This is a genomic window from Undibacterium sp. TC4M20W (assembly GCF_049340245.1).
Classification (GTDB): Bacteria; Pseudomonadota; Gammaproteobacteria; order Burkholderiales; family Burkholderiaceae_D; genus Undibacterium.
This window is the reverse complement of record NZ_JBMPPI010000003.1, coordinates 37,486-62,514: the sequence shown is the minus strand read 5'-3', so window position 1 is coordinate 62,514 and position 25,029 is coordinate 37,486. Positions and strand designations below refer to the sequence as shown.

Genomic DNA, 25,029 nt, shown 5'->3' with positions numbered 1-25,029 from the left:
CCTATTGAGAGTCGCAGACTAGCAACTACAATTAACAACAAGAGCTGCATGGCAATGAATGATTCCGTCATGCAGCACACACAAGTTTGAGTAATTTACTTTTAATTATCAGCTGTAATATCTGTAACACCAGTTTTCTTTCACCTAGCCCAGAGCCAAATCATGACAGTCATCAAGCAAGACGATCTGATCGAATCAGTAGCCGCCGCGCTGCAGTACATCAGTTACTATCATCCAGCCGACTATATCGCCCACCTGGCGCGCGCTTATGAAGCCGAGCAAAGCCCGGCAGCAAAAGATGCGATTGCCCAAATTCTGACCAACTCGCGCATGTGCGCGGAGGGCCGCCGTCCTATTTGCCAGGACACAGGAATCGTCAATGTATTCCTGAAAATCGGCATGAGCGTGCGCTTTGAAGGATTCAGCGGCTCCATCATTGATGCAGTCAACGAAGGTGTGCGTCGTGGTTATAACGACCCCGACAATAAACTGCGCGCCTCTATCGTCGCCGACCCGCACTTTGAACGCAAAAACACCAAGGACAACACACCTGCTGTAGTACATATGGAACTGGTTCCTGGCGATACGGTAGATGTCAAAGTCGCAGCCAAAGGCGGCGGCTCTGAGAACAAAACCAAGTTTGTCATGCTGAACCCGTCTGATTCTCTGATTGACTGGGTCATGAAAACCGTGCCTACCATGGGCGCGGGCTGGTGTCCGCCGGGAATGCTGGGCATAGGTATAGGCGGTACTGCAGAAAAAGCCATGCTGATGGCGAAAGAATCCTTGATGGATGACATCGACATGTATGAGCTCAAGCAACGTGGCCCGCAAAACAAAACTGAAGAATTGCGTATAGAACTGTGCGACAAGATCAATGCACTGGGCATAGGCGCACAAGGCCTGGGTGGCTTGACGACAGTACTCGACGTCAAGATCAATATGTACCCTACACATGCTGCATCCAAGCCGGTTGCCATGATCCCTAATTGCGCGGCCACACGTCATGCGCATTTTGTGCTGGATGGTTCTGGCCCCAGCTATATAGAACCACCAAAACTGTCTGACTGGCCAGATGTAAGCTGGGCGCCTGATACAGAAAAATCCAAGCGCGTTGATCTGAACACTCTGACCAAGGAAGAAGTCGCCTCCTGGAAACCAGGCCAGACCTTGCTCCTGAACGGCAAAATGCTGACTGGCCGTGACGCTGCCCACAAACGCATTCAGGACATGCTGGCCAAAGGTGAGCAATTGCCTGTCGACTTCACCAACCGCGTGATTTACTACGTAGGCCCGGTTGATCCCGTACGTGATGAAGCAGTTGGCCCAGCTGGCCCGACGACTGCCACCCGCATGGATAAATTCACCGACATGATGCTGGAAAAAACCGGCCTGATCTCGATGATAGGCAAGGCAGAACGCGGCCCGGTCGCCATCGAATCCATACGCAAACACCAGTCTGCATATCTGATGGCAGTGGGTGGTGCGGCTTACCTGGTTTCCAAGGCCATCAAATCAGCGACCGTAGTTGGTTTTGCTGACTTGGGCATGGAAGCGATCTATGAATTTGATGTTGTCGATATGCCAGTCACGGTTGCGGTTGATTCCAGCGGCATATCTGTACACAACACTGGCCCTAAAGAATGGCAGGCGAAGATAGGTATCATTCCTGTCAGTGCATCCTGATCACGTCTCGATCGCATCCTGATTATTGTTGAATATTACTGGCTGAAACAGGAATAAATACCCCGATGGCATCAGAGGAATTTGCACGCTCTGCTCCGGTTGGGGTATTTGATTCTGGCCTTGGTGGCCTGTCAGTATTGCAGCACATACGCCAGACCCTGCCACATGAAGCATTGCTGTATGTGGCAGATTCAGGTTTTGCACCTTATGGTGACAAGACCAGTGCAGAAATTCTGAAGCGCAGCATCGCCGTCACAGATTTTTTGCTGAGCAAGAAAATCAAGGCATTGGTAGTTGCCTGCAATACGGCCACCGCAGCAGCCATTAAACATCTGCGACTGCATTATCCAGACCTTATCATTGTTGGTATGGAACCAGGTTTGAAACCGGCAAGCCTGCTCAGCAAGACAAAAAAAGTCGGCGTACTGGCCACCCTCTCCACAATACAAAGCGAAAAATATCAGCACTTGAGCACAAAGTTAAGTGCAGAGACTGGCGTGGAATTCATTCCCCAAGCCTGCGTAGGCCTGGTCGATCAAATAGAAAAAGTAGAAGCAAATGGAGATCAAACCCGGCTTTTGCTGGAAAAATATCTGAACCCTTTGCTAACCGCACAAGTCGATACCCTGGTCCTGGGTTGTACCCATTATCCCTTTGTAGCCAAGCTTATACAGGAACTCACGTCTGCGCATATTCCTGACGGTGAACCCATCACACTCATTGATACCGGAAAAGCCGTTGCATCCCAAATGCAACGTTTGCTGGCTGAGCACGATCTGACAAATACTAGCAGCGCTATTCCCCGCATTAATGCTTACACCAACGGCAATCCAGATAAGTTGAAACACGCCTGCACTCAATGGATTGACATACCAGAAGACAAATTAAGTGTCTCCACCTTCAGCAACTGATTTCAGCACCAGCTTCATCCTTCTTCAACTGCACTGATAAAACCCTATCATAGAAGCAGGTAAATCCACAATAAATCAAAACACAAACAATTTAATTAGGACTCCTTTACATATCTATTTTATTGCGCCATAATGCTCACATGAAAAAGCCAGCCAGCCATCCTTGGGAAGAAACGCCAGCAACCAGTGAACGCATACTGGATGCGATTGCCAGAATTGCTGGCGTATTGCGCTCGGGCACCTGGCAATTCGCCACGTCAGAAGGTTTGAACCCTACGCAAGTCGATATCATAGACATGCTGGCGGCACGCAAAGATGCTGTCAGGCTGTCGTGGATAGCCGAGCAATTGGGCGTCAGCACAGCCAGCGCCAGCGATTCTGTGAGCTCATTGACTGCCAAGGGATTAGTAGAAAAAGCCCGCGCTCCCGACGATGGTCGTGCCATCGCTCTGAGGCTTACTGCCGATGGTCATGCGTTGGTCAAAAAAATAGCTGGTGCAACCGACTTTGCCAGTGACGCTATCGAGCAGTTGTCACCTGCAGCACAAGAGCAAACTTTTACCAGCCTGCTGAACCTGATAGGCAAATTGCAGCAAGCCGAGCATTTTCCGGATATACGCGCCTGTGTCACTTGTGCGCACTTCATGCCGGACAGAAACGACGATGTGCTCGCGCCCCACCATTGTGCGCTGGTGAATGCCCCTTTACGCAAAGAGCAATTGCGCCTGGATTGCCCTGAGCATCAACAAACAGCAAGCAACATCATTCGCAATAACTGGAAAAAAATAGAAATGAAATAAAAACTGAAATAAATAAGAATGGAATAGCTGAAGATGAGTTAGCCAAGGCAGATCGCCTATTTTTTTAACTTATTTAATTAGGACTCCTACTAATAATATTTGATGCTGTGGTTCTTGCATCGGATTTGAGCAGTACGCGCATAAAAATTAGCCTGGCAATGCGCGGCAATAAACAGAACCGTCACATGACATTTGAAAGATAAACATGGAACACAGATACAAAAAACTCTGCATCAGTCTTGGTTTTGGTCTCAGCCTGACAATGGCCAGCGCAACGCATTGGGCAGCAGCGCATGATCACGCACATCATGGCGGCATACAAACCGAAGCCAGCAGCAAGATCAAACCTGACTTTGATATTTTCCATACCAAGATCACGACTGAAGGCAATGTGGCGATTTTTCATATTGCCGTCTCTGGCAAGGCTGGCAAGACCAGGCCTACCAAATCAGGCAAGCTGGCGGGCAGCTCTGTTTTCTCTTATGTGTGGCCAACGACCCTGGACCCATCCGTAGTCGGTTTCGAGCCTAAAAGTGGCATCCTGGCTTTTGCCGTAACTTCTCACCCTGACTTTGATGACACCCCGTTGTTTGATGAAAACGGCGATGGTAATCCCAATAATGATGGCAATGTCTGGCACTCACACTGGGTGGTCTTGCAGCCCGACCAGGCTTGTGGCAAAGATTCGCTGAAGGTAGTTGATATTCCCGAGGGTAGCAAACCTCGTCTGCCCAAAACCTGGCCAGGCTTGCCAATACTCATAGACAGCCCTGGCTGGAGCCCCACATTCAAAGGCAAGACACTGGAAGTGCGTGTGCCCTTTGATGATATAGCCAGCATTCAATCTGCCGGTTTTGATGGTGTCACCGCTGCTCTGCGCGTCAATGCCAGTGTCCATGCCCCACTACTTTGCGTCAGTAATGTTTTCAAAGTCGCCTCTGGCAATCTCAGCCTGCCAGGTAAATTCAATCAATAAGTGGAAACCACAAACCAACAAGGAATCACCATGTCCAACGTCCAACTCATCAGTCTCAAAGAAACTTCTGGTACTCGTCATGCTATTTTGAATGACATCAATACTGCCTTTGGTGCTACGCCAAATATGTTCCGCGCTGTCGCCAACTCTACTGCAGCCCTTAATAGCATGTGGTCTGCGTTTGCGGCCTTGGGTAATGGTGTTATTCCAGCAAAACTGGGAGAGCAAATTGCGGTTGCCATAGCCAACCAGAATCAGTGCGAATACTGCCTGGCAGCACATACCGTATTGGGACAAAAAGCAGGTGCCAGTGCCGCAGAAATGGCGGCAGCCCAGTCAGGCAATTCAGATGATGCTAGAACTGATGCAGTACTGAAATTTGCAATGAAGGTAGTTACCCAGCGGGCGCAAATCAATAAAGATGATGTGGAAGCCTTGCGGTCACATGGTTATGACGATGAACACATCGTTGAAATCATGGCGCACGTTGCTCTCAATCTTTACACCAATTATATCAATGTGGCTCTGGATGTCCCGGTTGATTTTCCCAGAATCAAGTTGAACGCAACCAGCAAAAATTAATCAATTTTTCAAGGTGCGGATAACTCCGCACCCTGCTCAAATAAATTCAAATAAAAAGGAAATTGGAGATGTCCATGATCAATAACATCGCACCTGAACTCATTACTTCGGATTGGCTCAACACTGATACAACTATCAGCTTGCAGTCTTTACGCGGCAAGGTAATATTTCTGCATAGTTTTCAAATGCTATGTCCTGCCTGCGTCACACATGGCTTGCCACAGGCAAGCGCAGTAAAGAATGCATTTTCGCAGCAAGAACTTGTAGTGATAGGATTGCACACAGTGTTTGAGCATCACCATGCGATGGGCAAAGAAGCCTTAAAAGCCTTTATCCAGGAATACCGTTTACGCTTCCCGATTGCCATTGACATGCCAGATCCTATCAGTGGAATACCTTTGAGCATGCAGAAATATGGCTTGCGCGGCACACCAAGCATCTTGCTCCTAGACCGGCAGGGGCGCATCAGATTTCATCACTTTGGTCACATTGATGATCTTAAACTGGGCAGCATGCTAGGCCAGTTGGTGGCAGCGACAGATACTACAGAAGAGCTTGTCAGCGCGAATGAAGGCAAACCCAAGCAGGCCATGGGATGCAATGAAGACTCGTGCAGTTTGTCTTAGAAAAATCGGCTTTGGAATGTGCCAAGAAGCATCAAGAATTCATGACAGGTACAGGCAATACCAGATTGGTCGCCTTGGAAATTGCAGACCAGAGTACGCCTACAACTGCATTCCAGACTTTTTCTATGGTGACCATCAGCAAACCCCGCAAGGTTTTGGCGAAGCTTAAGGCCATGTCCTCCAGCCCATCCAGGAAAAACTGCTGGGTCTCAGGCGTAATCTGCTTGGTCAATATGCCAGTACTGACCAGTCCTGCCTGCTGAGCTATGGCTTTTACCTGCTGCTGCGTGAATCCGCGCAAGGTCGTCACATCAGCCTGCAAAACACCAGAAGCTGCGGCTTGCATATCAGCCACGAGTTGATCGATATCAAGTGCCATATTTATGCCCCCAGATTAACGCTGCAAGAAATTTTCATAAGTGATTGCCTGATCGAGATAGATCACGACCTGCCCCTTGAATGCCCGCGCCTCATAAGCAGTCACGCCTTGCAAACGATCAACATCACGCATTTTACTCAGGGTTTCCGATATTTTTTTGATGGCATAGGCGCTAGGTGGTGTGCTGTCATCACCAGACATGGCTGGGCTGCCACGTTTATCAAGTAATTGATTAATGGTATCAGTCACCTTGTTTTTTGGCATGGGCCGGGCACCGGCCTGCAAACTCAGTGCGTCCAGACGTCCAATCAATGAATTGTAATTATCAACGCGGGAGGGGAAGCTGTTTTTATCGCTGCCGTTAGACACGCTGGCGAGCAAAATCATGGTGTCAGTATTGACGGCGGCCAAGCCCTCAACCACTGTTTTGTCATAAGCGGGTGCAAGTTGGGTTGCGCACCCTGAGAGCGCAATACAAAGCCCCAGCAGGTATACACGCATCCACCACAATAATTGCACTGCTGGCTTCATGACTACTCCACATGGAATGAAAATGACAGAGATGCCATATTAACATTGGGAGTTGAATTTATCATCGCAAGAATTATCTTTTTTGATATTTTTTTTGATGATTTTTTATTTCAAGATAGAAAGATCAGGGCTTAAAAGAGTTGGCGATGAGCCTGGTTGCCTCATCATATTTTTCTTTGTTACTGACAGCGTAATTCCATTGGAAGAAAGTACACCAATTACCAGTAGTCAGTAATTTATCGTAATAAATCTGCTTGCCCTTGGTGCCGGTGACAACGGCAAAACCTTTTCCTTTGGCGCGATAAGAAATGACCCTGCCTTCTTTTACTTTTTCTGTTTCAGCTTTTTTAAGGAATTCTGCCGGAGTCGTATCCCATTCTTCTATGCAGGCTCTGGCATAAACGCGCAACTCAGCTTCTCCATCTTTTGATAAAAACACCTGACCATCGCCATTGGCAGCTTCGCCTTGAGGAATAAGGTAATCTGGGTAATCTATCGAAAAACCATATCGACTATTCACATAGGTTTTATAAACCAGTTCAGCAGAAGAAGCATTTGCGGTCAAAAACACCAGCAAAGACAACAGGTAACTATTTTTCATATAAAGCCACAACGATGAAAGTCCCTGCCCGCAAGATGTGCGGACAGGGTCAATGACAATCAGCCTAAAACAGCCGCGATTGCATTCGCAGTCGCTTCAACATTACCAGTATTCAAACCGGCAATACACATACGGCCAGAACGGACCAGGTAAACACCGAACTCTTCTTTCAGGCGATCACACTGCTCAGCCGTCAAGCCTGTGTAGCTGAACATACCGCGTTGAGTCAGGAAGTAACTGAAATCACGGCCCGGCAATTTTGCTGTCAGCACATCATGCAATTTACGGCGCATGAGCTGGATACGGTCACGCATGGCGACGACTTCTGCTTCCCACATAGGGCGCAGCTCAGGGTCGCTCAATACGCGGGCTACCAGTTGGCCACCATGCAGAGGTGGGTTGGAGTAGTTGCGGCGTATCGTTGCCTTCATCTGGCCCAGTACATTCACTGCCTGTGCCGCATCCGGGCAAACTACACTCAGGGCACCGCAACGCTCGCCATACAGGCTCATGCTCTTGGAGAAGGAATTCGCAACGAAGAAGCTCAAGCCCTGGTCAGCCAGCAAGCGCACGGCATAGGCATCTTCGACGATACCGTCGCCATAACCCTGGTAAGCCAGGTCAAGGAAAGCGATCAGTTCACGCTCTTTCAATACCGGCACCAGTTGTTGCCACTGCTCTTGCGTCAGATCTACACCGGTAGGGTTGTGGCAGCAGGCATGCAGCAGGACGATGCTTTTCTTTTCTGCGGCTTTCAAGGCTTCTATCATGGCATCAAAACGCAAGCCACCAGTTGCAGCATCATAATAAGGATAGGTTTTGACAGTCAGACCACAACCTTCAAATACTGCCTTGTGATTATCCCAGGTAGGATCGCTGACCAGCATGGTCGATGTCGGGAAATAACGTTTGATGAAATCACCGCCCACCTTCAGGCCACCGCTGGAACCCACCGCCTGGATAGTGACGACACGGCCAGCTTTGACTGCCGCACTATCTGCACCAAACAAGAGTTCCTGCACAGCCGTGCGGAAATTTGCTGCGCCTTCCATAGGCAGATAAGGACGGGCACCAGCATCTGCCACGACCTTGTGTTCTGCTGCACGTACGGATGGCAGCATGGGAATCTTGCCAGCATCGTCAAAATAAATACCGATAGACAAATTGATCTTGTTGGTGCGAGGGTCTTTACCAAAGGCCTCGTTCAAGGACAAGATAGGATCGCCAGGATAGGCTTCGACGTGCTGAAACATGATAGAACTCCAGATGGTTGGACATAGAATCAAGGCTGCAAAGCCGGCAACTTAATATCATTAAAGCAATATAAAATACACCAGACTAATGCGTCAAGCCTCTATTGTGACACATGCCACCAGCAACTTAGGATACAGGCCGCTTTAATCGTTATAAGAAACTGTATATCTTGACTGTGAGAAGATGTAAAAAATGCAGCTATTTTTCAATAGCTGCATTCTTCATTACACTGAGTAGCTTATTCAGGCATTAGTGGCCGTGCGCATGCTCATCGGCCTCGATTGGCATTTCACCGCCGCTCTTGCCTTCAAAAAAGAAAGCTTTACGCACTTTTTTGGTTTTACCCACTTCATTCAAGGTAGCAGATTCATACAAACGTCCATTCAGCATGACATGGCTGAGTTTGTCTGATTGTTGTATGTCCTTGAGGACATCGCCATCAATAATCATCAAGTCTGCAAGTTTGCCGACTTCCAGAGAGCCTATGTCCTTATCCATGCCCAGATAACGTGCGCCATTGATGGTACCGCTGCGTATCGCCTCCATCGGTGTCATGCCGCCTTTAACCAGGGTCCACAATTCCCAGTGCGCTGCCAGGCCTTCACGCTGACCATGTGCACCCAGATTGACGGGAACACCTGCGCGTTGCAATGCGGTTGCAGTCTGCGCCACCTTGATGACATTGAAGTCTTCTTCCGGTGCAGTCTCACGTCTTACGCTACGTGGTTCCAGCACTGAACGCGGCACATATTTACTCAGCAGAGGATGTTTCCAGACATCGGTGTGTGCATACCAGTAGTGCTCGCCATCGAGGCCACCGTAGGCGACTCCCAGGGTCGGGGTATAGCCTACCTGAGTTTGCGACCACAGTTGCTTGACATCGTCATAGACTTTCTCAACTGGCAAGGCATGTTCAACACCAGTATGGCCATCGACTACCATGCTCATATTAGTCTGGAACAACGAACCACCTTCCGGCACGACCATCATTTGTGTCAGGCGTGCAGCCTCCAGCACTTGCTGGCGTTGCTCACGCCTTGGCTGGTTGTAGCTCTTGACTGAAATCGCGCCTGCTGCCTTGAGGCGTTTCAAATGCGTCAAAGCATCATCAAGATTATTGACGATGGCGGCAAAATTACCCTTGGCACCGTAGAGGATAGTGCCGGTAGAGTAAATACGTGGCCCCAGTACTTGTCCGGCTCTTTGTAATTCACTTTGCGTGAAGATTTCTCCAGTGTCGTTCGATGGATCATGGATGGTCGTTACACCAAAAGCCAGCGAAGCATAATTCACCCAGCTTTGCTGCGGAATAATGCCGCCCTCACCCATGCTGCCATGCCAATGCACATCGACCAGGCCCGGCAAAATGGTTTTGCCCTTGGCATCAATCTGAGTTGCACCTGCAGGTATCGCCACATCAGCAGATTTGCCGACACTGACGATGCGGTTATCCTTGACGACAATACGGCCATCTTCTATGACCTCCTCGCCTTTCATTGTGACGATTCTGGCGCCGGATATAACTGTGTAACCACTAGGTTTGTCAGCAGCCTGGCGGAAGCCTATCTTTTGCCCCTGCTCTACCGGTTTAGGCAATTCAGCAGGTGCGCCCGGCACGAAAGCAAAAGCGTCTTTCAATTCACGGCTGAATAATTCATCGCCGAGTGAGAAGTTGATACGCTTGCTATCGCCAGACCAGTGCAGGTATTGACCGGCATTGACGTCCAGCTGTTTGACAGGCAGCGCATCCATTTTCTGCCCTATAGTGATGGCCTTGCCAGCCAGCGGCAATGGCGTCACATAAGCATGGTAGCGTTCGCCAAAAGCCAGCCATTCACCATCTGGCGAAATCGCAAATTCACCGGCAAATTCACTTTTTGCAACTGGCTGCTCGGGCTTGCCATCCAGAGGTACGCGTACCAGTGAAGTAGTCCAATCGACTTCACCAGTATATTGTGTACGGGTGACATACACTGCCTGCCCATCTTTGCCAAATTGCGGTGCACCACCCTCTTCCGTCAACAGGCGCGGCTCGGTTTTACCGTCTGCATTCGCCAGGAATACGCCGGTTTCCATGCCATACCAGGGCGTAGTCAGGTAACCACCCTTGGCTTTGACATAGGCAACTTGCTTGCCATCAGGTGAAAAACGCGCCTGCAGGTATTTACCCGGGGCCTTGGTCACTATGGTTTCCTTGCCGCTGGCAAGCTCCACAGTTCTGACTGCGCCGAGCTTTTCATCATTCCAGCTACTGAATACGACCGACTTTCCATCGCGTGAAAAGCTGGGGAAGAATTCAAAATGTGTGTTTTGCGTGGTCAGGCGGCGTGGCGTGCCATTTGGCAGGTCCTTGACATAGATATGCCCCAGCGCCGAGTAAACAACTTTATCCCCCTGCGGTGCGACATTTACCCAGCGCAGCTGATGAACATCGAACTGATCAGGCGCGACCTCTTGCGGGAAGCGCAAGGCACTGCGCACTTCCCGGGTATCTTTCACATGAAAAGGAATTTCGACTGCCTTGTGGCTGAACGGATCAAGACGCCAGAGCTTACCCTTGGCCCAGACCACAATTTCTTTGCTACCTGGCATCCAGGCAAAGGCTGGATACACACCTTGAATAGCCCAGGCTTCTTGCATATCACGCTCCAGCTCTGGCCAGGCTGCTGTTTCTTCGCCCGTCTGTAGATTTTTCAGGAACAAAGCCGACTGGTTGCGAATGCGGCGCACAAAGGCCAGGTACTTGCCATCCGGCGAAGGCACCGGGCGGACTGCACCACCGGGGCCACTGACGAGCGCCTTGACCTTACCATCTTGCAGGTCGCGGCGGAAAATCTGGTAAATCTGCCCATTGGAATTTTTATTGTATTCAAAGGACGTACCCGGCGTTGTGTCTTGCGAATAATAGACATAACGGCCATCTGGCGAAAACGCCGGCTCTCCCAGGTCTTTTTGCCAGTTTGGCTTTTCATTCAATTGCACGCCCGTGCCACCACTTTGATGATACAGCCAGATTTCACCAGAACCCAGTGAACGGGTACCGGTATAGTGCTTGCGTGCGGCGATGTACTGACCATTCGGGTGCCAGACGGGATTATTCAAGAGGCGGAAGTCTTCCTTGCTGACTGCATGCGCATTGCTGCCATCGACATTCATAACCCAGACATTGTCGCCACCACCCGCATCAGACATATAGGCAATCTGTTTGCCATCCGGTGAAAAGCGCGCCTGCATTTCCCAGGCAATCGAGTGCGTCAAGGCCTTGGCTTCACCGCCAGCGATGGGTAGCGTATATAAATCGCCGAGCAGGTCAAATACGAGTTGTTTGCCATCCGGGCTAACGTCTACGCTCATCCAGGTACCAGTGCGAGTGTCAATATTGACTGTTTTGCTTTCACCTGGTGGATGATTGACATCCCATTTCTTTTTTTCTGCATCTGGCTTGGTGGCTGGCTCGGCGGCCAGCGCAGGCAAGCACAGCACGACAGCCCAAGCCAGCGGCAACAGTTTTGACACACGCATAAATTTTCCCTTTGGTTTATTATTTAATTTGTCAGATTTCAGACTTAGCCTGGATTTATCTGCATCCTCTCGCATTCATCAATATCGATGTGATTGCGATAATATATCAATAGAATATCAAGCTAGTGGAATCAGATTCATAGACCGCTGAAAAGTTCCTGTTTTGTAGCTGGCTAAACAGCGTCTCTGTTTAGTCCCTGTCGAGTTTGCAACAAAGAGCGCTTCTTAATCCGTCAAGCAGCTTGTCATAAGGTATTATTTGATCAATTCTATATCGCCTGCGACCATGAATCTATTTGCCACTGAAGAGGAAGTGACTCAGCTTGCCAACGGGCTGGCTTCAGCGCAAGGTTTGGAAAAATTGATCAGTCAACTGACGTTAGCCTGGTATCTGCGGCAAAGGGATAGTCAAAGCGCAAGCGAGTTGGTGATCGCAGTCAAAGCCGATCTTGCAGACGCAAATATCTCCGATAAACTCAAAAATCAATTTCATGCACGGCTTTGCCTGATTGAAGCTGAAATCGCAGCATTATTTTGTGACCTGACCGTTGCCGAGCAATTGCTGGCACAAGCCATCACCATATTCAATGAACTCGGCGATACCATCGGGCTGGGTGATGCCAGCCTGACCAGCGCCAGCCTCGCATTGGAACAAGGTGACGCAGGCAGAGAATCCCGCTCATGCGCAGCAGCAAAGACATGGTATTTCAAGGCAAATGACACGCTCAGGGTAGCAATTGCTGAATCCTGGGTTATCTATGAACTGGCATTTTATGATCCGCTGGCAGCCTCGCGCCGCCATGCCGATTTTGACGAACAATATCTGCACCGCGATCATCCTGCAGTTGCGGCCCATATGGCAGCAGCCTATGGGGTGATTCATGGCCGTCGTGAACCGGCCAGGGCATCGGTTTATTATCTGCAGTCCAGCGAACTGGCCCGGCAGACTGGCATGGTCAGGCTGGCGATTGTCTCTGCCGGCAACTCTGGTGAATCCATGCAGACTGTCGGTGACCTGGAAGGCGCAGCCGGCGTCTTCGACTGGGCTGTGGAGCGTGCCCGTAAAACAGAATGGCCTGCATTGATAGGCAATGCCATGGCGCATTTGGGTAGTTTGCTAAGACAACTGGGTCAATACGAACGTAGTCAGAAAATACTTGAAGAGGCCTTGAATAGCTTCTCAAAAACGCCCGGCGGAATTAACAAGGCCATAGCCCATGCGGAATTAGCAGAATGTCTGCTCATTCAGGGCGAAACCAATAGAGCCCTGGCTTGTTTTAACGAGGCAATCCTGCTATTCCGGGCGGCTCAATCCATGGACGATTTACCGCAAGCCTTGATACGCTATGCCCGGGCATTGTCCGCCTCAAACCAGGCTGATGCTGCATTAGCCACCATCGCCGAGGCAAAATCCTTCATAGTCCAGCACCAGTTCACCGCCCTGGGCGTCACTCTTAATCAGACCCTCGCTGAAATACATGCCCGTCACGTTATTAGCAGCCCAGAAACAATGGATGCTCCGAATGCCATCATCCACTATCTTGAAGAATCTTTGCGGGCGGGTGAATTGACAGAGGGCTGGCAAGCCAGCACAGAATTACTGATGGCCTTGAGCGATGCATGGGCTGATGCAGGAGACAGCAACAAAGCTTTACTTTATGCACGGTTGGCCATAGCCGCAGAACAGCGGGAAAGCAAAAAACAGGCAAATAACCGTACTGCCATGGCGCAGGTCAGGCATGAAACTGAATTGATCAGGGCAGAAGCAGAACAACAAAGATTGATTGCTGTTTCTGAAGCCCGTCGCGCTGCCACCTTGCAGGAAGCGGGAACCACGCTTGAACGACTGGGCAGAATAGGTCAGGAAATCACATCCAACCTTGATCCCGAAGCAGTATTTGAAGCCATACATTATCATCTTAAGGATTTGCTGGACGCGACAACCTTCATTATCTACATGCTGTCAGCAGATGGGCAGACGCTGACACAGGCATTTGGCATAGAAGAAAATATGCCCCACCCTTACCATGAAGTCGCATTGACAGATACACGTGCGTCAAGTGCACGCTGTGTGCGTGAGAGACGGGAAGTCAAGCTTGAACTGCTGCCAGACAATGATTTTCCCGTGGTGCCAAATACGCTGGGAACATTGAGTCTGCTATTTGCACCGCTGAGCATAGGTGAACGCATATTGGGTGTGATGAGCATACAAACACCGCGTGAATATGCCTATGGTGAAAGAGAATGCCTGATCTTTCGTAGCCTGTGTTCTTATGGCGCGATTGCGCTGGATAATGCCAATGCCTATCGCGAATTGCGTCAGACTCAGCAACAACTCGAAGAGGCAAGTATCACAGAAAGACAGGCACGCAAAAAAGCAGAAGATGCCACCAAATTGAAAAGTGAGTTCCTGGCCAATATGAGCCATGAAATCCGCACGCCGATGAATGCAGTCATAGGCCTGGCGCATCTTGCCCTGCAAACCAGGCTCACCCCCAAACAATATGACTATGTCAGCAAGATCCATCATGCCGGCGAATCGTTGTTGGGCATCATCAATGACATACTGGATTTTTCCAAGATAGAAGCGGGTATGCTGGATGTGGAGAAAATTCCATTTTCCATCAAGGATGTGCTCAATAGCGTATCGACCCTGACCAGCCAGAAAGCCATAGAAAAACAGATCGCCTATATTGTGCGAATTTCTGAAGAAGTACCTTCACGTTTGCGCGGCGACCCGCTGAGGCTGGGCCAGATACTGACCAATCTGGTCAATAATGCTGTCAAATTCACTCCCAGCGGCGGCGAAATTGAAGTCAGTGTCAAAAGATTGCCCACCCCTTCTGAAACAACTGATCTGACATTTTCAGTAAGAGATACGGGCATAGGCATGTCCGCCGAGCAGCAACAAAGCCTGTTCCAGCCATTTACCCAGGCAGATGGCTCGACTACCCGCAAATATGGGGGAACGGGCCTGGGCTTATCCATATCACGTCGTCTGGTGGAATTAATGGGGGGGCAGATTGCTGTCTACAGTCAGGAAAATCATGGATCGACATTTGCCTTCACCTTGCCGCTGGAAATAGACTTCAGCCTGAATGGTGAATCAGACTCCCATGCAGAATCACGTGTGACCCATAGCGCCAATATTGCAGCACAAAACCATGCGGGCCGTCGTGTCTTGCTGGCGGAAGATAACCCCGTCAATCAGCAAATTGCCATCGAATTGCTGAGCATGGTAGGCATTACCGCTGATGTTGCCGACAATGGTGAAGAGGCAGTACGCCTCATCATGGCAAACGAACCGGCGTATTACGCCATGATATTCATGGATCTGCAAATGCCCATCATGGATGGTCATGAAGCTGCTGCAAAAATCAGATTAGATGCCCGTCTGGATGACACGCCCATCATCGCCCTGACTGCGCATGCAGTCGGTGACATTCGCGAGCGCTGCATGCGTGAAGGCATGCAGGATTATCTGACCAAGCCTATACAACCGGACGCCTTGTTCAGCATAGTCTCACACTGGATGGATACCGAACATGAACTACCGGTGCCCGGCAGCCTGATCACCAGCACCGTGTTTGATGATGAAGATGCGGGATTCCCGCAATTCAATGAACTCGATACCAGCCTCGGCCTGCATTACATGGGTGGGCGTCACGAGTTTTATATCAATATGTTGCATAGATTTGAACAAAGCCAGGCAGATACTCTGCATGATTTAAACAGGTTCATACAAATTGGTGAGTACGGTAATGCAGAAAGGCTCAGCCATACCCTCAAAGGCCTGGCAGGCAGTATAGGCGCGACGAAACTGCAAAAAATAGCGGCAGAACTGGAATACAAACTCAGCAAGGAAGAAGACAGGGAGTTTATATTGAATACCCTGGAGCCACTTACCCAGTCGCTCAATGCGGTGCTGGATGAGTTGAAAATAGTATTGCCAGGAATTTTGCCTCAGCATGAAGAAGTCATCGTCGATGAAGCCGAGGCAAAGAATATTGTGGATGAACTACGCGCACTGCTCGCAGCCTCGGATGCGGATGCACAAAGTCTGTTTGAAGAAAACGAAACTGCCATTGCCACTCAGTTCAACCAGGATGCCATGATACAACTCAGGCATTTCATGCATCAGTTTGAATTTGAAGCTGCAGCAAAACTCATAGAGCAACAGTAGCAGCCTCAAATTACCTTATTTTCTTTTAAAGCAGCGATACGCTCTTCACTCATCCCCCAGTCGTGCAAAATCTCAGCACTATGCTGGCCTGGTGCTGCCGGCGGCATGCTGATTTCTGGCGCAGTCCTGCTGAAACGTGGCGCAGGTGCTGGTTGGACTATGCCTTCAATATCAGTAAAATTGGCCCTGGCCTGATTGTGCGGATGTTCAGGCGCTTCTGCCATATCGAGTACCGGGGCGAAACAGATATCTGTTCCTTCCATTAATTCACACCATTGCTGGCGGGTTTTAGTTTTGAACAGCGCTGTACATTTTTCTTTCAGTTCTGGCCATTTCTGGCTATCCATTTGCGCAGTGAATGCAGGGTCAGTGATAGCTGCACGTTCCAGCAACAAAGCATAAAACTGCGGCTCTATTGCGCCTATGGAAATGAATTTACCGTCGGCGCAGGTATAGGTATCATAAAAATGCGCGCCTCCATCCAGCATATTTGCTTCACGCTGGTCTGACCATGCACCAAAAGCACGGAAGCCATAAATCATCGCGCCCAACAAGGCTGAACCATCGACCATGGCTGCATCCACCACCTGTCCCTTGCCAGAGCTGCGTGCTTCCAGCGCCGCACAGACCACACCAAAAGCCAGCATCATTGCACCGCCGCCAAAGTCGCCGACCAGATTCAAGGGCGGTGCAGGTGGGGTATCTGCCCGCCCCATGGCATGCAACATGCCGCTGAGGGCGATGTAATTCAGGTCATGCCCTGCCGCCTGTGCCAGCGGACCATCCTGGCCCCAGCCAGTAATACGGCCATATACCAGACGTGGATTGCGTTGCAGGCAGACTTCCGGCCCCAGGCCCAGTCTTTCCATAACACCTGGCCGGAAACCCTCCAGCAGGATATCGGCACTCGCTACCAGATCCAGCAAGACGGCTTTGGCCTCCGTTTGCTTCAAGTCCAGCGCCAGCGAGCGCCGCCCTCTGGCCATGACATCATATTTGGTGCCCAGCATGGGGAAAGGATTATTCGCACCCGGAGCCAGCTTGCGGTCTATGCGTATGACTTCTGCCCCCATGTCAGCCAGCATCATTGCGGCAAAAGGGCATGGGCCTAAGCCCACCATTTCTATGACACGTATGCCTTGTAAAGGTCCAGCCATGTTTCGCTCTCCGCTTTTTCTCGTTTATAAATTACGGGAAATGATTTCTTTCATGATTTCATTGGCACCACCATAAATGCGCTGTACCCGCGCATCGACATACATTTGCGCTATAGGATATTCCAGCATATAGCCATAACCGCCAAATAATTGCAGACACTGATCGATGACCTTGCACTGCAAATCAGATATCCAGTATTTGGCCATTGATGCCAGCTCGGTATCCATGCGCCCTTCCATCATATCGACTATACAGCGGTCGATGAAGGTACGGGCAATTGTTGCCTCGGTCTTGATCTCCGCCAATACAAAGCGGGTATTTTGCATCTCTATCAGGGCCTGGCCAAAGGCCTTGCGCTCACGTGTATGCGTGATCGTCAGATCCAGTGCGCGCTCTATAGCCGCGACGCCAGAGACGCCGAGTATGGTGCGTTCATAAGGCAGCTCAGTCATCAACTGGGTAAAACCCTTGCCTTCGACACCACCAAGTACTCTGTCCAACGGCACACGCACATCGTCAAAGAACAATTCACAAGTATCCTGGCCTTTTTGCCCTATTTTTTCCAGTATGCGCCCTACCCGGTAACCGCGGCAGTCTCTGGTTTCTACCATGATCAGTGATACTCCCTTGGCACCAGCCTCGGGGTCAGTCTTGGTCACGACCACTACCAGGTCGGCCATATAGCCATTGGAGATAAAAGTCTTGGAACCATTAATGACATAGCTGTCACCATCACGCCTCGCTGTGGTGCGTATGCCTTTGAGGTCAGACCCGGCACCAGGTTCAGACATGGCGATAGCAGCGATCATTTCACCAGAGGCCAGCTTGGGCAGGTATTTTTGCTTTTGCTCTTCTGTCCCCTGATTCAAGATATAGTGCGCGACAATAGCATGCACATGGATGCCAAAGGCCATGTCACCGGCATAAGTCAGTTCTTCAAAAACAATGGATTGATGGGCAAAACTGCCACCAGAGCCACCATATTCTTCTGGTATGTCAGCCAGCAAGATGCCCATGGCACCGCCCTTGTCCCAGACATCACGATCTACATGTTGCTGTTTTTTCCAATGCTCCTGATGCGGGGTTACTTCGGCAGCGACAAAGCGGCGTACTGCATCGCGAAAAGTTTCCAGCTCAGGTGTCATCCAGCGTGGTTTGATTTGCATACTGTGTCTCCTATGTAATGAACTCAGGCTTTTGTGCCTGATTTTTATTGGCCTGATTGATGGCAGCTTTATTTAAGGTTACCATCAAGAGCTATCAGAAAAGCACGCCATCCCATTTTTTAGAAGACTATCCCCAATAGCAATGCCCAAAGAAATCATTACAGACACGACAGGGCGAGCATTGCCAGGGACACAAACTGCAAAGAAACGCGGTCGCCCAGTGCTGGATGGCTCAGAAAGCATACGCCAGGATTTGATCAGGAAATCAGCACAGCTGTTCAGGACAAAGGGTTACGACAACACCACTGTGCGTGATATTGCTGCTGCAGTGGGAATACAGTCTGGCAGTTGGTTTTATCACTTCAAGACCAAACAAGACATCCTGGTCGCCGTGATGGAACAAGGCATGCAAAAATCGCTGGAAGAAATAGAAAAGCTGGCTTTGGCAGATTTGCCGCCGCGGCTGGCGTTTCAGCATTTGGTCAAGGTTCATCTGAATACCTTGCTGGCTCCGGAGCATGATTTTATTGCAGTACTTCTGTATGAATGGCGCGCACTCGACAAACCGGCACGCGCACGTATCATTGCTCTTAAGGATAAGTATGAAGCTGCGTGGGAAAAAGTTATCACAGACTTGCATGCATCAGGAGATTGGGCCATGCCCACGCGCATAGACAAGTTGCTGATGTTTGGCACGCTGAACTGGACAGCACAATGGTATAGACGCGGTTCTGGTATCAGCATAGATGAGCTGGCTGAACAGGCGCTGCAGTTCATCTTGCGCACCAAATCTGAATGACAGGGTAAGGGGCAACACAAGGGCTTACTCTTCCAGAGCTATTTCCAGTTTACGGGTATCAATAATCAGCTTTTTACCCAGAAAAAGCTTATTCCCGACCATGCCTCCTGCGCCAAGACTGCTGATTGCAAGCTCCTGCAAGAAGCCCATATCCTGGACATAACTGATCTCTTTCACTGGCAGCTTGATGCCCCCTACTATTGCCTCTGCGCTGGTTTCTACCGTATGCGCAGTCAATATCTTGTCCCAGGGGCGAATAGCATAAACCACCGGCTTGGCATCCTGCTTTGCCAGTCGCTGGAAAGTTTTTTCATTACTAATCCAGGACAAAGCGCTGGAACCGCTGTCATACATCACCGTTTTCTCTTCACCGTCAAAAGTAACTGGCATGACTATCCTGCGGCCAGAAAAACTGAAGGGCTGGAATTTACTACTTGCCAAATGCAAGCCTTCACGTTCGCGGGAAAATTGGATTATATCTTTCTTGAAGTCCAGCACTACTACTCTGCCATCAATCAAATCTGCACCTATGGTGCCGATTACTTCTATACTGTCCTTGCTCCAGTCAAGACCTGCGCCTTCGCGCTGCATGATGGAAATATTTTTTGCAAGCACCTGCATATCACCGAGTTTAAAATTAACTGCGGCAAGCTTGTCGCCAGAATTCACGAACTGATATTTCTCGGCAATCGCCTTCCATTTATTGGAATAAAAAACAGTCGATGCGTGACCAAGATCAAGCTGCATGTAAAATATTTTTTCCTCGCTGCTGCCAAAGTGTACCGGTAGCAACAAGGCGGCATGATCCAGGGGTGGCAATGGTGCCGGGCGTGGTATGGCACTCCACAATATATTCACTTCACCGCCGTCACCTGACAATTCTACTTGCGCAGGTGTCAATCTAGTGCCTGTGGCACAGGCTGAGATGAGTAAGCTCAAGCCCAAAAGCAAAAAGGAAGTGAAACACTTCCTGAATTTGCCTGGCTTGACGGGATTAACAATGTCAAGCATGTACATTTATTGACTCCGTAATCTATGCATATCCAGAATTCGGTTCAAGCAGTTTTACGACGTGAAAACAGGGCAACCAGGCCGACCACCAGCAAGACAGGGAAAAGCAAGGGCAGCATTGCCAATGCCAGCGAACCCAGTACTACAGCGAAAATCACGCACAACAATATTGCCACGCCTGCCAGTACCATGCCCGTCAGGCCAAGCGCAAACACCACCGCCACTACAGTAATGCCGCAACCGAACAAGACGCCAAAGAATCCACCCACGCCATCGATGTCGTCGCCATCAATCTGCACATCGACGCCATGAGAGGACGACATGATTATCATGGCAAAAACCAGGATGGACAGGAGGACGATGGCGATACCTTTGTTTGAGGCAATGCGTGATGTGATATTAGATGTCATGATAGGCTCCCTTTAGCTCAAGTGTGAATTTGATGATTTCTTGTGTTCTGTGATTCGATGTAAGCATCTTATAAAAGAACACCTGGCGCTTCCATGGGCTTGCGACAGAATGCGCAAATCACGGCTTGAACAGTGATAGGGAGGGAGGAATGGGACAAAAACAGGCAAAAATAGACACGAAAAGCAAAAAAGCAGCCGTTAGCTGCTTTTTTGCCTGCTATAGAGCGATAAAAGATCAGCTACCGGTATAACTGGTCTTCATCGTAGTAAAGAATTCCACGGCAGCACTACCCTGTTCACGGGCACCATAGCTGGACGCCTTGCTGCCACCAAATGGAACATGGTAATCGACCCCAGCGGTAGGCAGGTTGACCATGACCATGCCTGCACGGGCATGACGCTTGAAATGAGTGGCGTATTTCAATGAAGTCGTGCAAATCCCTGCTGTCAGGCCAAATTCAGTATCGTTTGCCAGTTGCAGCGCATGCTCATAATTTTTGGCGGGAATGACGGATGCTACCGGGCCAAAAATCTCTTCCCTGGTATGTTGCATGGCAGGGTCGCAATCAACGAACAGGGCTGGATTAAGGAAGTAGCCATCGGTGTCGCGTGACAGGCGCTCACCACCAAAGGCCAGTTTGGCACCTTCATCTTTGGCGATCTGTATATAGCGCAAGTCCTGTTCCAGCTGAGACTTATCGACTACCGGGCCTATATCTATACCTGCCTGCAAGGCATGCCCTACTTTCAGGCTCTTCAATTTATCGATCATCGCGGCGACAAATGCCGGGTAGATTTTCTCTTCGACGATGAGGCGTGATGAAGCTGTGCAGCGCTGACCAGTAGAAAAATAAGAGCCCTGAATTGCAGCATTGACAGCCACATCGAGGTCAGCATCTGCCAATATCACCAGCGGGTTCTTGCCACCCATTTCCAGTTGTACCTTGGCGCGGCGTGCGGCGCAAGCAGCCAGCACCCGGCTGCCGGTGCCAACGGAACCGGTAAAGCTGATGGCATCCACCCTGCTGTCTTTGCTTAAAGCTTCACCAACAATACGGCCAGGGCCGGACAAGAGATTGAATACGCCTGCAGGCAAACCGGAACGGCTGATGATCTCGGCCATGGCCCAGGAGCAGCCTGGCACCAGCTCCGCCGGTTTCAAGATCACGGTATTGCCATAGGCCAGCGCCGGTGCAGCTTTCCAGGCAGGAATAGCCATAGGAAAATTCCAGGGCGCGATAATGCCGACGACGCCTACCGGTTCGCGGGTGACATCAACATCCACGCCCGGGCGTACTGAAGCCAGTTTGTCGCCGCGTATGCGCAAGGCTTCCTGTGCAAAGAATTTAAAGATGGCTGCTGCACGACCAACCTCGCCTATCGCTTCTGGCAGGGTCTTGCCTTCTTCGCGTGCCAGCAAACTGCCGAGTTCAGCTTTGCGTTCATTGATTTCTGTGCCTATCTTATCAAGCGCATCTGCCCTTTGCTGCACGCCAGAATTACGCCAGCCTTCTGCAGCATCACGCGCAGCGGCAATTGCCAGTTCTACCTGTTCATTACCTGCACTGGCGTATTCGCCCACGACTTCACTCAAATCAGAGGGGCTGTGTGTGACAGTCACGTTTGCGCCATCATGCCAGCTACCATTGATATACAGTTGTTTCATTTTTATTCTTCCTTATTTTTCAATCTTGTTGTTCAGTCTTGCTTTTCAAGCTTTTTGTTCAACCTTATTCTTCAACATTCCCCGCTACACCACCCAGAGCGGCAAGAGTTGATGTTTTTGTAGGGAAAACCGGTTGTCTCAGTCCCGGCGCCTCCCAACCAAACATGAACTGGCAGGCCGCACCACAAATACGACCCTGGCATGCGCCCATACCTGCCCTGGTCATCAGCTTTGCAGTGCGCCAGTCGTCATGTTCACGCAATTGCCTTGCACTGACATCTTCGCAGCGGCACACCAAGGTATCTGACTTGCATAACTTGCGCAGGCTGTCGTCTGTTGCAAAACTCTGCTTGAGTAAATCAGCAAATTGCCTTGCATGAGTGCGGCGAGCAAGATCATCTTGCTCAGCGGCCTGCCCAATTGCAGCCAGACCGGCAATGTGCCCTTCTGCCAAAGCCTTGTCAACACCGCCTATACCGCAAGCCTCGCCTGCCACCCATACATCGGCACGCGTACTGGCCTGATTAGCATCGACAACGATGCTGCCATCCCTGATCTGGCACCCCAACAGGGTACCGATTTCCAGATTGGGTAACAAACCAAGACCACAGGCCAGTAAATCACAGCTCAAGTCAATTTTTTTGTCACCATGTTGCAGGCTGATGCCCAGCAGGCGCTGCTCGCCATGTGCCTTGACCACTCTGGCATCATGCCGGTAATGCACAAACTTAAGTTGCCAGAACAATTTCAGTGCCTGCAATAACTTGCCGCGGTGCGACTTGAGCAAGGCCCAGAAAAATTGACGTAAATTTTTGCTGCTTTTTGTTTCTATGATACTGACGACCTGACCGCCAGCACGTATGACTGTCTCAGCTACTGCCAGCAGCAAGGGGCCACTACCTGCAACGGCTACGCGCTTGCCTTCCACTGGCATGCCGCCCTTGATCAAGGCTTGCAAACCACCAGCACCAGTGACACCTGGCAAAGTCCAGCCGGGGAAAGGCAAGAGCAACTCGCGGGCACCGCTACAGATAATCAGCTTGTTCCAGCTTAATTTTTGTGCGCCGCCTGCTGTTTCCAGCAGAAATTCTTTTTCAGCAGGGGCGGCAACTATACGCACGCCATACACCATGCGTACATTCAGGCAATTTGCCAGCGCCTGCCACAAGTCATGCGCCCGCTGGTCGCGCCATGTTGCTGGACCACCGCGCCAGATTTGCCCGCCAGGAGCGGGATTTTCATCGATCACAGTGACGGTGGATGACAATTCAGCTGCGGCCAGCGCCGCTGCCAGGCCCGCAGGGCCTGCACCTATGATAAGTATGTCCGTCGAAAACGGGAGAATCGCTGATACCATCGTCACACTCCCAGACCAGTGGTTCCGGTATTGATCACCATGCCCGAGCGACAGTATTCCTGGCAAGCCAGTTTATGCGGCTGACCATTAATGCGTACCCTGCATTCCTGGCATACGCCCATGCCACAAACGGCAAAACGCGGCTGACCAGAAATCGACTGGCGTGTCTGCATATTGTCATACCGCATCAGGGCAGCAGCTACACTCATCTCTGTTGTCGCCTCAAAGGGAGAGCCGTTAATCCAGATTGCGATTATTTTTGTGTCTGGGGCGTGCTCACGCATATTTCAACTCCTGCACAGGAAAAAAACGTTCAGGCGAATAATGCGGATAATCGATCTCTCCTGCTCGCCCGGCAATCTGGTCTGCCAGCATTTTTGCTGTCGCCATGGCCGTCGTCACCCCCAGGCCTTCATGCCCTGCTGCCAGCCAGACGCCTGGCAATTCTGGATGAGGCCCGATAATCGGATGACCGTCGGGTGATGCCGGACGCATGCCTGCCCAGGCGCGTATGATTTGCATGTCGGCCAGGCAAGGTAATAGCGTCATGGCGGACTGCAAGACTGCTCCCAGCGCCTTGGGGTCCAGGCTGTTGTTGGTTTGCCCATCCTGTCTACAAGAACCGATCAACCATTGCCCGTTACTGCGTGGTTGCACATTGGCCGCCACGGCAAGTGCATCTGCAGACATCGCCGCCTGGCCATAATTCATGCTGACAATCTGATGTGAAAGACGACCGGGATAGCGGTCAGTAATCGCCAAATGGCCTTTACGGCCAAACACGGCAATTTCAGGCAATAGCCTGGCTACTTCCAGCCCGGCAGCGACGATGATGATATCTGCAGTCAGCTTGCTGCCATCAGCAAAAATCAACTGGTTTGCTGCTAGCTGTGCAACACTGTTACCCAGAATCAGATTACCACCACGCTTGACCAAAAGCTGAGCCATGAAATGTGCGAGTTTGGGCGGGTACACCACGCTATCGCCAAACACCCTGACGCCACCAGCAAGACCGGGACGCAAAGCAGGTTCCAGTTTTTGCACCTGCTCACCAGTCAAGGCTTCGGCACGCCATAGCCGCGCATTCATTGCTTGCGCACGATGATGTGCCTCCGAAAGCTGGTCTTCGTTTTCTGCCACCCACAAGGTGCCGCATTGACTGACTTCACCGGCACCTGGAAATTCAGTGAAGAAGTCTTTCCACATACGCAAAGACAGCAGGCACAAGTCCAGCTCTTGCTCAGTTTCGTCCAAAGCGACCAGGTGTCCCATACCTACTGCAGTTACTCCACAGCCAGGGGATGCCGCATCAATCAAACTGACCTGATAGCCTTCTTCCTGCATTTTCAAGGCACAGGTGGTGCCGACTATGCCGGCACCAATGACACATACTGTCGTTTTCATTGATATG

Annotated in this window: 21 protein-coding genes; 8 read left to right on the top strand and 13 right to left on the bottom strand. The window is 50.5% G+C overall.

The genetic code is table 11. From position 1 onward, the window contains the following. Positions 1–162: 162 nt before the first annotated feature. From ACO0LL_RS04755 to ACO0LL_RS04730, 6 genes are all read left to right on the top strand, one after another. Positions 163–1,686 (top strand): fumarate hydratase, encoded by a 1,524-nt coding sequence (locus tag ACO0LL_RS04755; protein ID WP_422949744.1) that lies wholly within the window; start codon positions 163–165, stop codon positions 1,684–1,686. Between the two features lie 65 nt (positions 1,687–1,751). Then, on the top strand, positions 1,752–2,597 hold the full coding sequence (gene murI / locus ACO0LL_RS04750; RefSeq protein ID WP_422949743.1) for a glutamate racemase: 846 nt from the start codon (positions 1,752–1,754) through the stop codon (positions 2,595–2,597). Positions 2,598–2,737: 140 nt separating this feature from the next. Next, entirely contained in the window at positions 2,738–3,397 is a 660-nt protein-coding gene (locus tag ACO0LL_RS04745) for a MarR family winged helix-turn-helix transcriptional regulator (protein WP_422949742.1), read from the top strand. 205 nt (positions 3,398–3,602) lie between these two features. Next, positions 3,603–4,373 carry a hypothetical protein gene (locus ACO0LL_RS04740; protein WP_422949741.1) on the top strand — a complete coding sequence of 257 codons (771 nt, stop codon included), beginning with the start codon at positions 3,603–3,605 and terminating at the stop codon, positions 4,371–4,373. A 30-nt stretch (positions 4,374–4,403) separates the two neighbouring features. After that, entirely contained in the window at positions 4,404–4,955 is a 552-nt protein-coding gene (locus tag ACO0LL_RS04735) for a carboxymuconolactone decarboxylase family protein (RefSeq protein ID WP_422949740.1), read from the top strand. Positions 4,956–5,029: 74 nt separating this feature from the next. Continuing rightward, a complete protein-coding gene (locus tag ACO0LL_RS04730; protein WP_422949739.1) occupies positions 5,030–5,581 on the top strand; it encodes a redoxin domain-containing protein in 552 nt (183 codons plus the stop codon). Positions 5,582–5,612: 31 nt separating this feature from the next. On the opposite strand, the gene ACO0LL_RS04725 is transcribed toward ACO0LL_RS04730, so the two are convergent. From ACO0LL_RS04725 to ACO0LL_RS04705, 5 genes are all read right to left on the bottom strand, one after another. Further along, positions 5,613–5,960: a hypothetical protein gene (locus tag ACO0LL_RS04725; protein WP_422949738.1), complete on the bottom strand. Its 348-nt coding sequence runs from the start codon at positions 5,958–5,960 to the stop codon at positions 5,613–5,615. A gap of 15 nt (positions 5,961–5,975) precedes the next feature. Continuing rightward, the gene (locus tag ACO0LL_RS04720; protein WP_422949737.1) at positions 5,976–6,491 is read right to left on the bottom strand and encodes a hypothetical protein; all 516 of its coding nucleotides are present in this window, start codon (positions 6,489–6,491) and stop codon (positions 5,976–5,978) included. Positions 6,492–6,615: 124 nt separating this feature from the next. Further along, positions 6,616–7,092 carry a hypothetical protein gene (locus tag ACO0LL_RS04715; protein WP_422949736.1) on the bottom strand — a complete coding sequence of 159 codons (477 nt, stop codon included), beginning with the start codon at positions 7,090–7,092 and terminating at the stop codon, positions 6,616–6,618. A gap of 59 nt (positions 7,093–7,151) precedes the next feature. Continuing rightward, on the bottom strand, positions 7,152–8,345 hold the full coding sequence (locus ACO0LL_RS04710; protein WP_422949735.1) for an aromatic amino acid transaminase: 1,194 nt from the start codon (positions 8,343–8,345) through the stop codon (positions 7,152–7,154). Positions 8,346–8,595: 250 nt separating this feature from the next. After that, positions 8,596–11,868: an amidohydrolase family protein gene (locus ACO0LL_RS04705; RefSeq protein ID WP_422949734.1), complete on the bottom strand. Its 3,273-nt coding sequence runs from the start codon at positions 11,866–11,868 to the stop codon at positions 8,596–8,598. A 286-nt stretch (positions 11,869–12,154) separates the two neighbouring features. Here ACO0LL_RS04705 and ACO0LL_RS04700 point away from each other — a divergent pair, with 286 nt between their 5' ends. Beyond that, the gene (locus ACO0LL_RS04700; protein WP_422949733.1) at positions 12,155–16,051 is read left to right on the top strand and encodes an ATP-binding protein; all 3,897 of its coding nucleotides are present in this window, start codon (positions 12,155–12,157) and stop codon (positions 16,049–16,051) included. A gap of 5 nt (positions 16,052–16,056) precedes the next feature. Here ACO0LL_RS04700 and ACO0LL_RS04695 read toward each other — a convergent pair whose 3' ends face one another. Together ACO0LL_RS04695 and ACO0LL_RS04690 are read right to left on the bottom strand one after the other, a co-directional pair. Continuing rightward, positions 16,057–17,208 (bottom strand): CaiB/BaiF CoA transferase family protein, encoded by a 1,152-nt coding sequence (locus ACO0LL_RS04695; RefSeq protein ID WP_422949732.1) that lies wholly within the window; start codon positions 17,206–17,208, stop codon positions 16,057–16,059. 24 nt (positions 17,209–17,232) lie between these two features. Next, positions 17,233–18,375: an acyl-CoA dehydrogenase family protein gene (locus tag ACO0LL_RS04690; protein WP_422949731.1), complete on the bottom strand. Its 1,143-nt coding sequence runs from the start codon at positions 18,373–18,375 to the stop codon at positions 17,233–17,235. A gap of 142 nt (positions 18,376–18,517) precedes the next feature. Here ACO0LL_RS04690 and ACO0LL_RS04685 point away from each other — a divergent pair, with 142 nt between their 5' ends. Continuing rightward, complete coding sequence (locus ACO0LL_RS04685; RefSeq protein ID WP_422949730.1) at positions 18,518–19,174, top strand: TetR/AcrR family transcriptional regulator; 657 nt, start codon at positions 18,518–18,520, stop codon at positions 19,172–19,174. 24 nt (positions 19,175–19,198) lie between these two features. Here ACO0LL_RS04685 and ACO0LL_RS04680 read toward each other — a convergent pair whose 3' ends face one another. From ACO0LL_RS04680 to ACO0LL_RS04655, 6 genes are all read right to left on the bottom strand, one after another. Then, entirely contained in the window at positions 19,199–20,113 is a 915-nt protein-coding gene (locus ACO0LL_RS04680; protein WP_422949729.1) for a hypothetical protein, read from the bottom strand. 116 nt (positions 20,114–20,229) lie between these two features. Continuing rightward, the gene (locus tag ACO0LL_RS04675) at positions 20,230–20,595 is read right to left on the bottom strand and encodes a hypothetical protein (RefSeq protein WP_422949728.1); all 366 of its coding nucleotides are present in this window, start codon (positions 20,593–20,595) and stop codon (positions 20,230–20,232) included. 235 nt (positions 20,596–20,830) lie between these two features. Continuing rightward, a complete protein-coding gene (locus ACO0LL_RS04670) occupies positions 20,831–22,261 on the bottom strand; it encodes an aldehyde dehydrogenase family protein (protein WP_422949727.1) in 1,431 nt (476 codons plus the stop codon). A 64-nt stretch (positions 22,262–22,325) separates the two neighbouring features. Next, positions 22,326–23,618, bottom strand: a complete 1,293-nt coding sequence (locus tag ACO0LL_RS04665; RefSeq protein WP_422949726.1) for an FAD-dependent oxidoreductase — start codon at positions 23,616–23,618, stop codon at positions 22,326–22,328. Positions 23,619–23,620: 2 nt separating this feature from the next. Beyond that, positions 23,621–23,902, bottom strand: coding sequence for a 2Fe-2S iron-sulfur cluster-binding protein (locus ACO0LL_RS04660; protein ID WP_422949725.1), 282 nt, complete (start codon positions 23,900–23,902; stop codon positions 23,621–23,623). Beyond that, positions 23,895–25,022 carry an NAD(P)/FAD-dependent oxidoreductase gene (locus ACO0LL_RS04655; protein WP_422949724.1) on the bottom strand — a complete coding sequence of 376 codons (1,128 nt, stop codon included), beginning with the start codon at positions 25,020–25,022 and terminating at the stop codon, positions 23,895–23,897. The genes ACO0LL_RS04660 and ACO0LL_RS04655 overlap by 8 nt, the downstream gene beginning before the upstream one ends. Between the last annotated feature and the right edge of the window lie 7 nt (positions 25,023–25,029).

Excerpts from the sequence above, each read along its gene's own strand:
- ACO0LL_RS04665 (WP_422949726.1), bottom strand. The coding sequence starts at position 23,618 with ATGGTATCAGCGATTCTCCCGTTTTCGACGGACATACTTATCATAGGT.
- ACO0LL_RS04660 (WP_422949725.1), bottom strand. The coding sequence starts at position 23,902 with ATGCGTGAGCACGCCCCAGACACAAAAATAATCGCAATCTGGATTAAC.
- ACO0LL_RS04700 (WP_422949733.1), top strand. The coding sequence starts at position 12,155 with ATGAATCTATTTGCCACTGAAGAGGAAGTGACTCAGCTTGCCAACGGG.
- ACO0LL_RS04675 (WP_422949728.1), bottom strand. The coding sequence starts at position 20,595 with ATGACATCTAATATCACATCACGCATTGCCTCAAACAAAGGTATCGCC.
- ACO0LL_RS04725 (WP_422949738.1), bottom strand. The coding sequence starts at position 5,960 with ATGGCACTTGATATCGATCAACTCGTGGCTGATATGCAAGCCGCAGCT.
- ACO0LL_RS04745 (WP_422949742.1), top strand. The coding sequence starts at position 2,738 with ATGAAAAAGCCAGCCAGCCATCCTTGGGAAGAAACGCCAGCAACCAGT.
- ACO0LL_RS04705 (WP_422949734.1), bottom strand. The coding sequence starts at position 11,868 with ATGCGTGTGTCAAAACTGTTGCCGCTGGCTTGGGCTGTCGTGCTGTGC.
- ACO0LL_RS04690 (WP_422949731.1), bottom strand. The coding sequence starts at position 18,375 with ATGCAAATCAAACCACGCTGGATGACACCTGAGCTGGAAACTTTTCGC.
- ACO0LL_RS04735 (WP_422949740.1), top strand. The coding sequence starts at position 4,404 with ATGTCCAACGTCCAACTCATCAGTCTCAAAGAAACTTCTGGTACTCGT.
- murI (WP_422949743.1), top strand. The coding sequence starts at position 1,752 with ATGGCATCAGAGGAATTTGCACGCTCTGCTCCGGTTGGGGTATTTGAT.
- ACO0LL_RS04730 (WP_422949739.1), top strand. The coding sequence starts at position 5,030 with ATGATCAATAACATCGCACCTGAACTCATTACTTCGGATTGGCTCAAC.
- ACO0LL_RS04695 (WP_422949732.1), bottom strand. The coding sequence starts at position 17,208 with ATGGCTGGACCTTTACAAGGCATACGTGTCATAGAAATGGTGGGCTTA.
- ACO0LL_RS04720 (WP_422949737.1), bottom strand. The coding sequence starts at position 6,491 with ATGAAGCCAGCAGTGCAATTATTGTGGTGGATGCGTGTATACCTGCTG.
- ACO0LL_RS04715 (WP_422949736.1), bottom strand. The coding sequence starts at position 7,092 with ATGAAAAATAGTTACCTGTTGTCTTTGCTGGTGTTTTTGACCGCAAAT.
- ACO0LL_RS04740 (WP_422949741.1), top strand. The coding sequence starts at position 3,603 with ATGGAACACAGATACAAAAAACTCTGCATCAGTCTTGGTTTTGGTCTC.
- ACO0LL_RS04755 (WP_422949744.1), top strand. The coding sequence starts at position 163 with ATGACAGTCATCAAGCAAGACGATCTGATCGAATCAGTAGCCGCCGCG.
- ACO0LL_RS04710 (WP_422949735.1), bottom strand. The coding sequence starts at position 8,345 with ATGTTTCAGCACGTCGAAGCCTATCCTGGCGATCCTATCTTGTCCTTG.
- ACO0LL_RS04655 (WP_422949724.1), bottom strand. The coding sequence starts at position 25,022 with ATGAAAACGACAGTATGTGTCATTGGTGCCGGCATAGTCGGCACCACC.
- ACO0LL_RS04685 (WP_422949730.1), top strand. The coding sequence starts at position 18,518 with ATGCCCAAAGAAATCATTACAGACACGACAGGGCGAGCATTGCCAGGG.
- ACO0LL_RS04670 (WP_422949727.1), bottom strand. The coding sequence starts at position 22,261 with ATGAAACAACTGTATATCAATGGTAGCTGGCATGATGGCGCAAACGTG.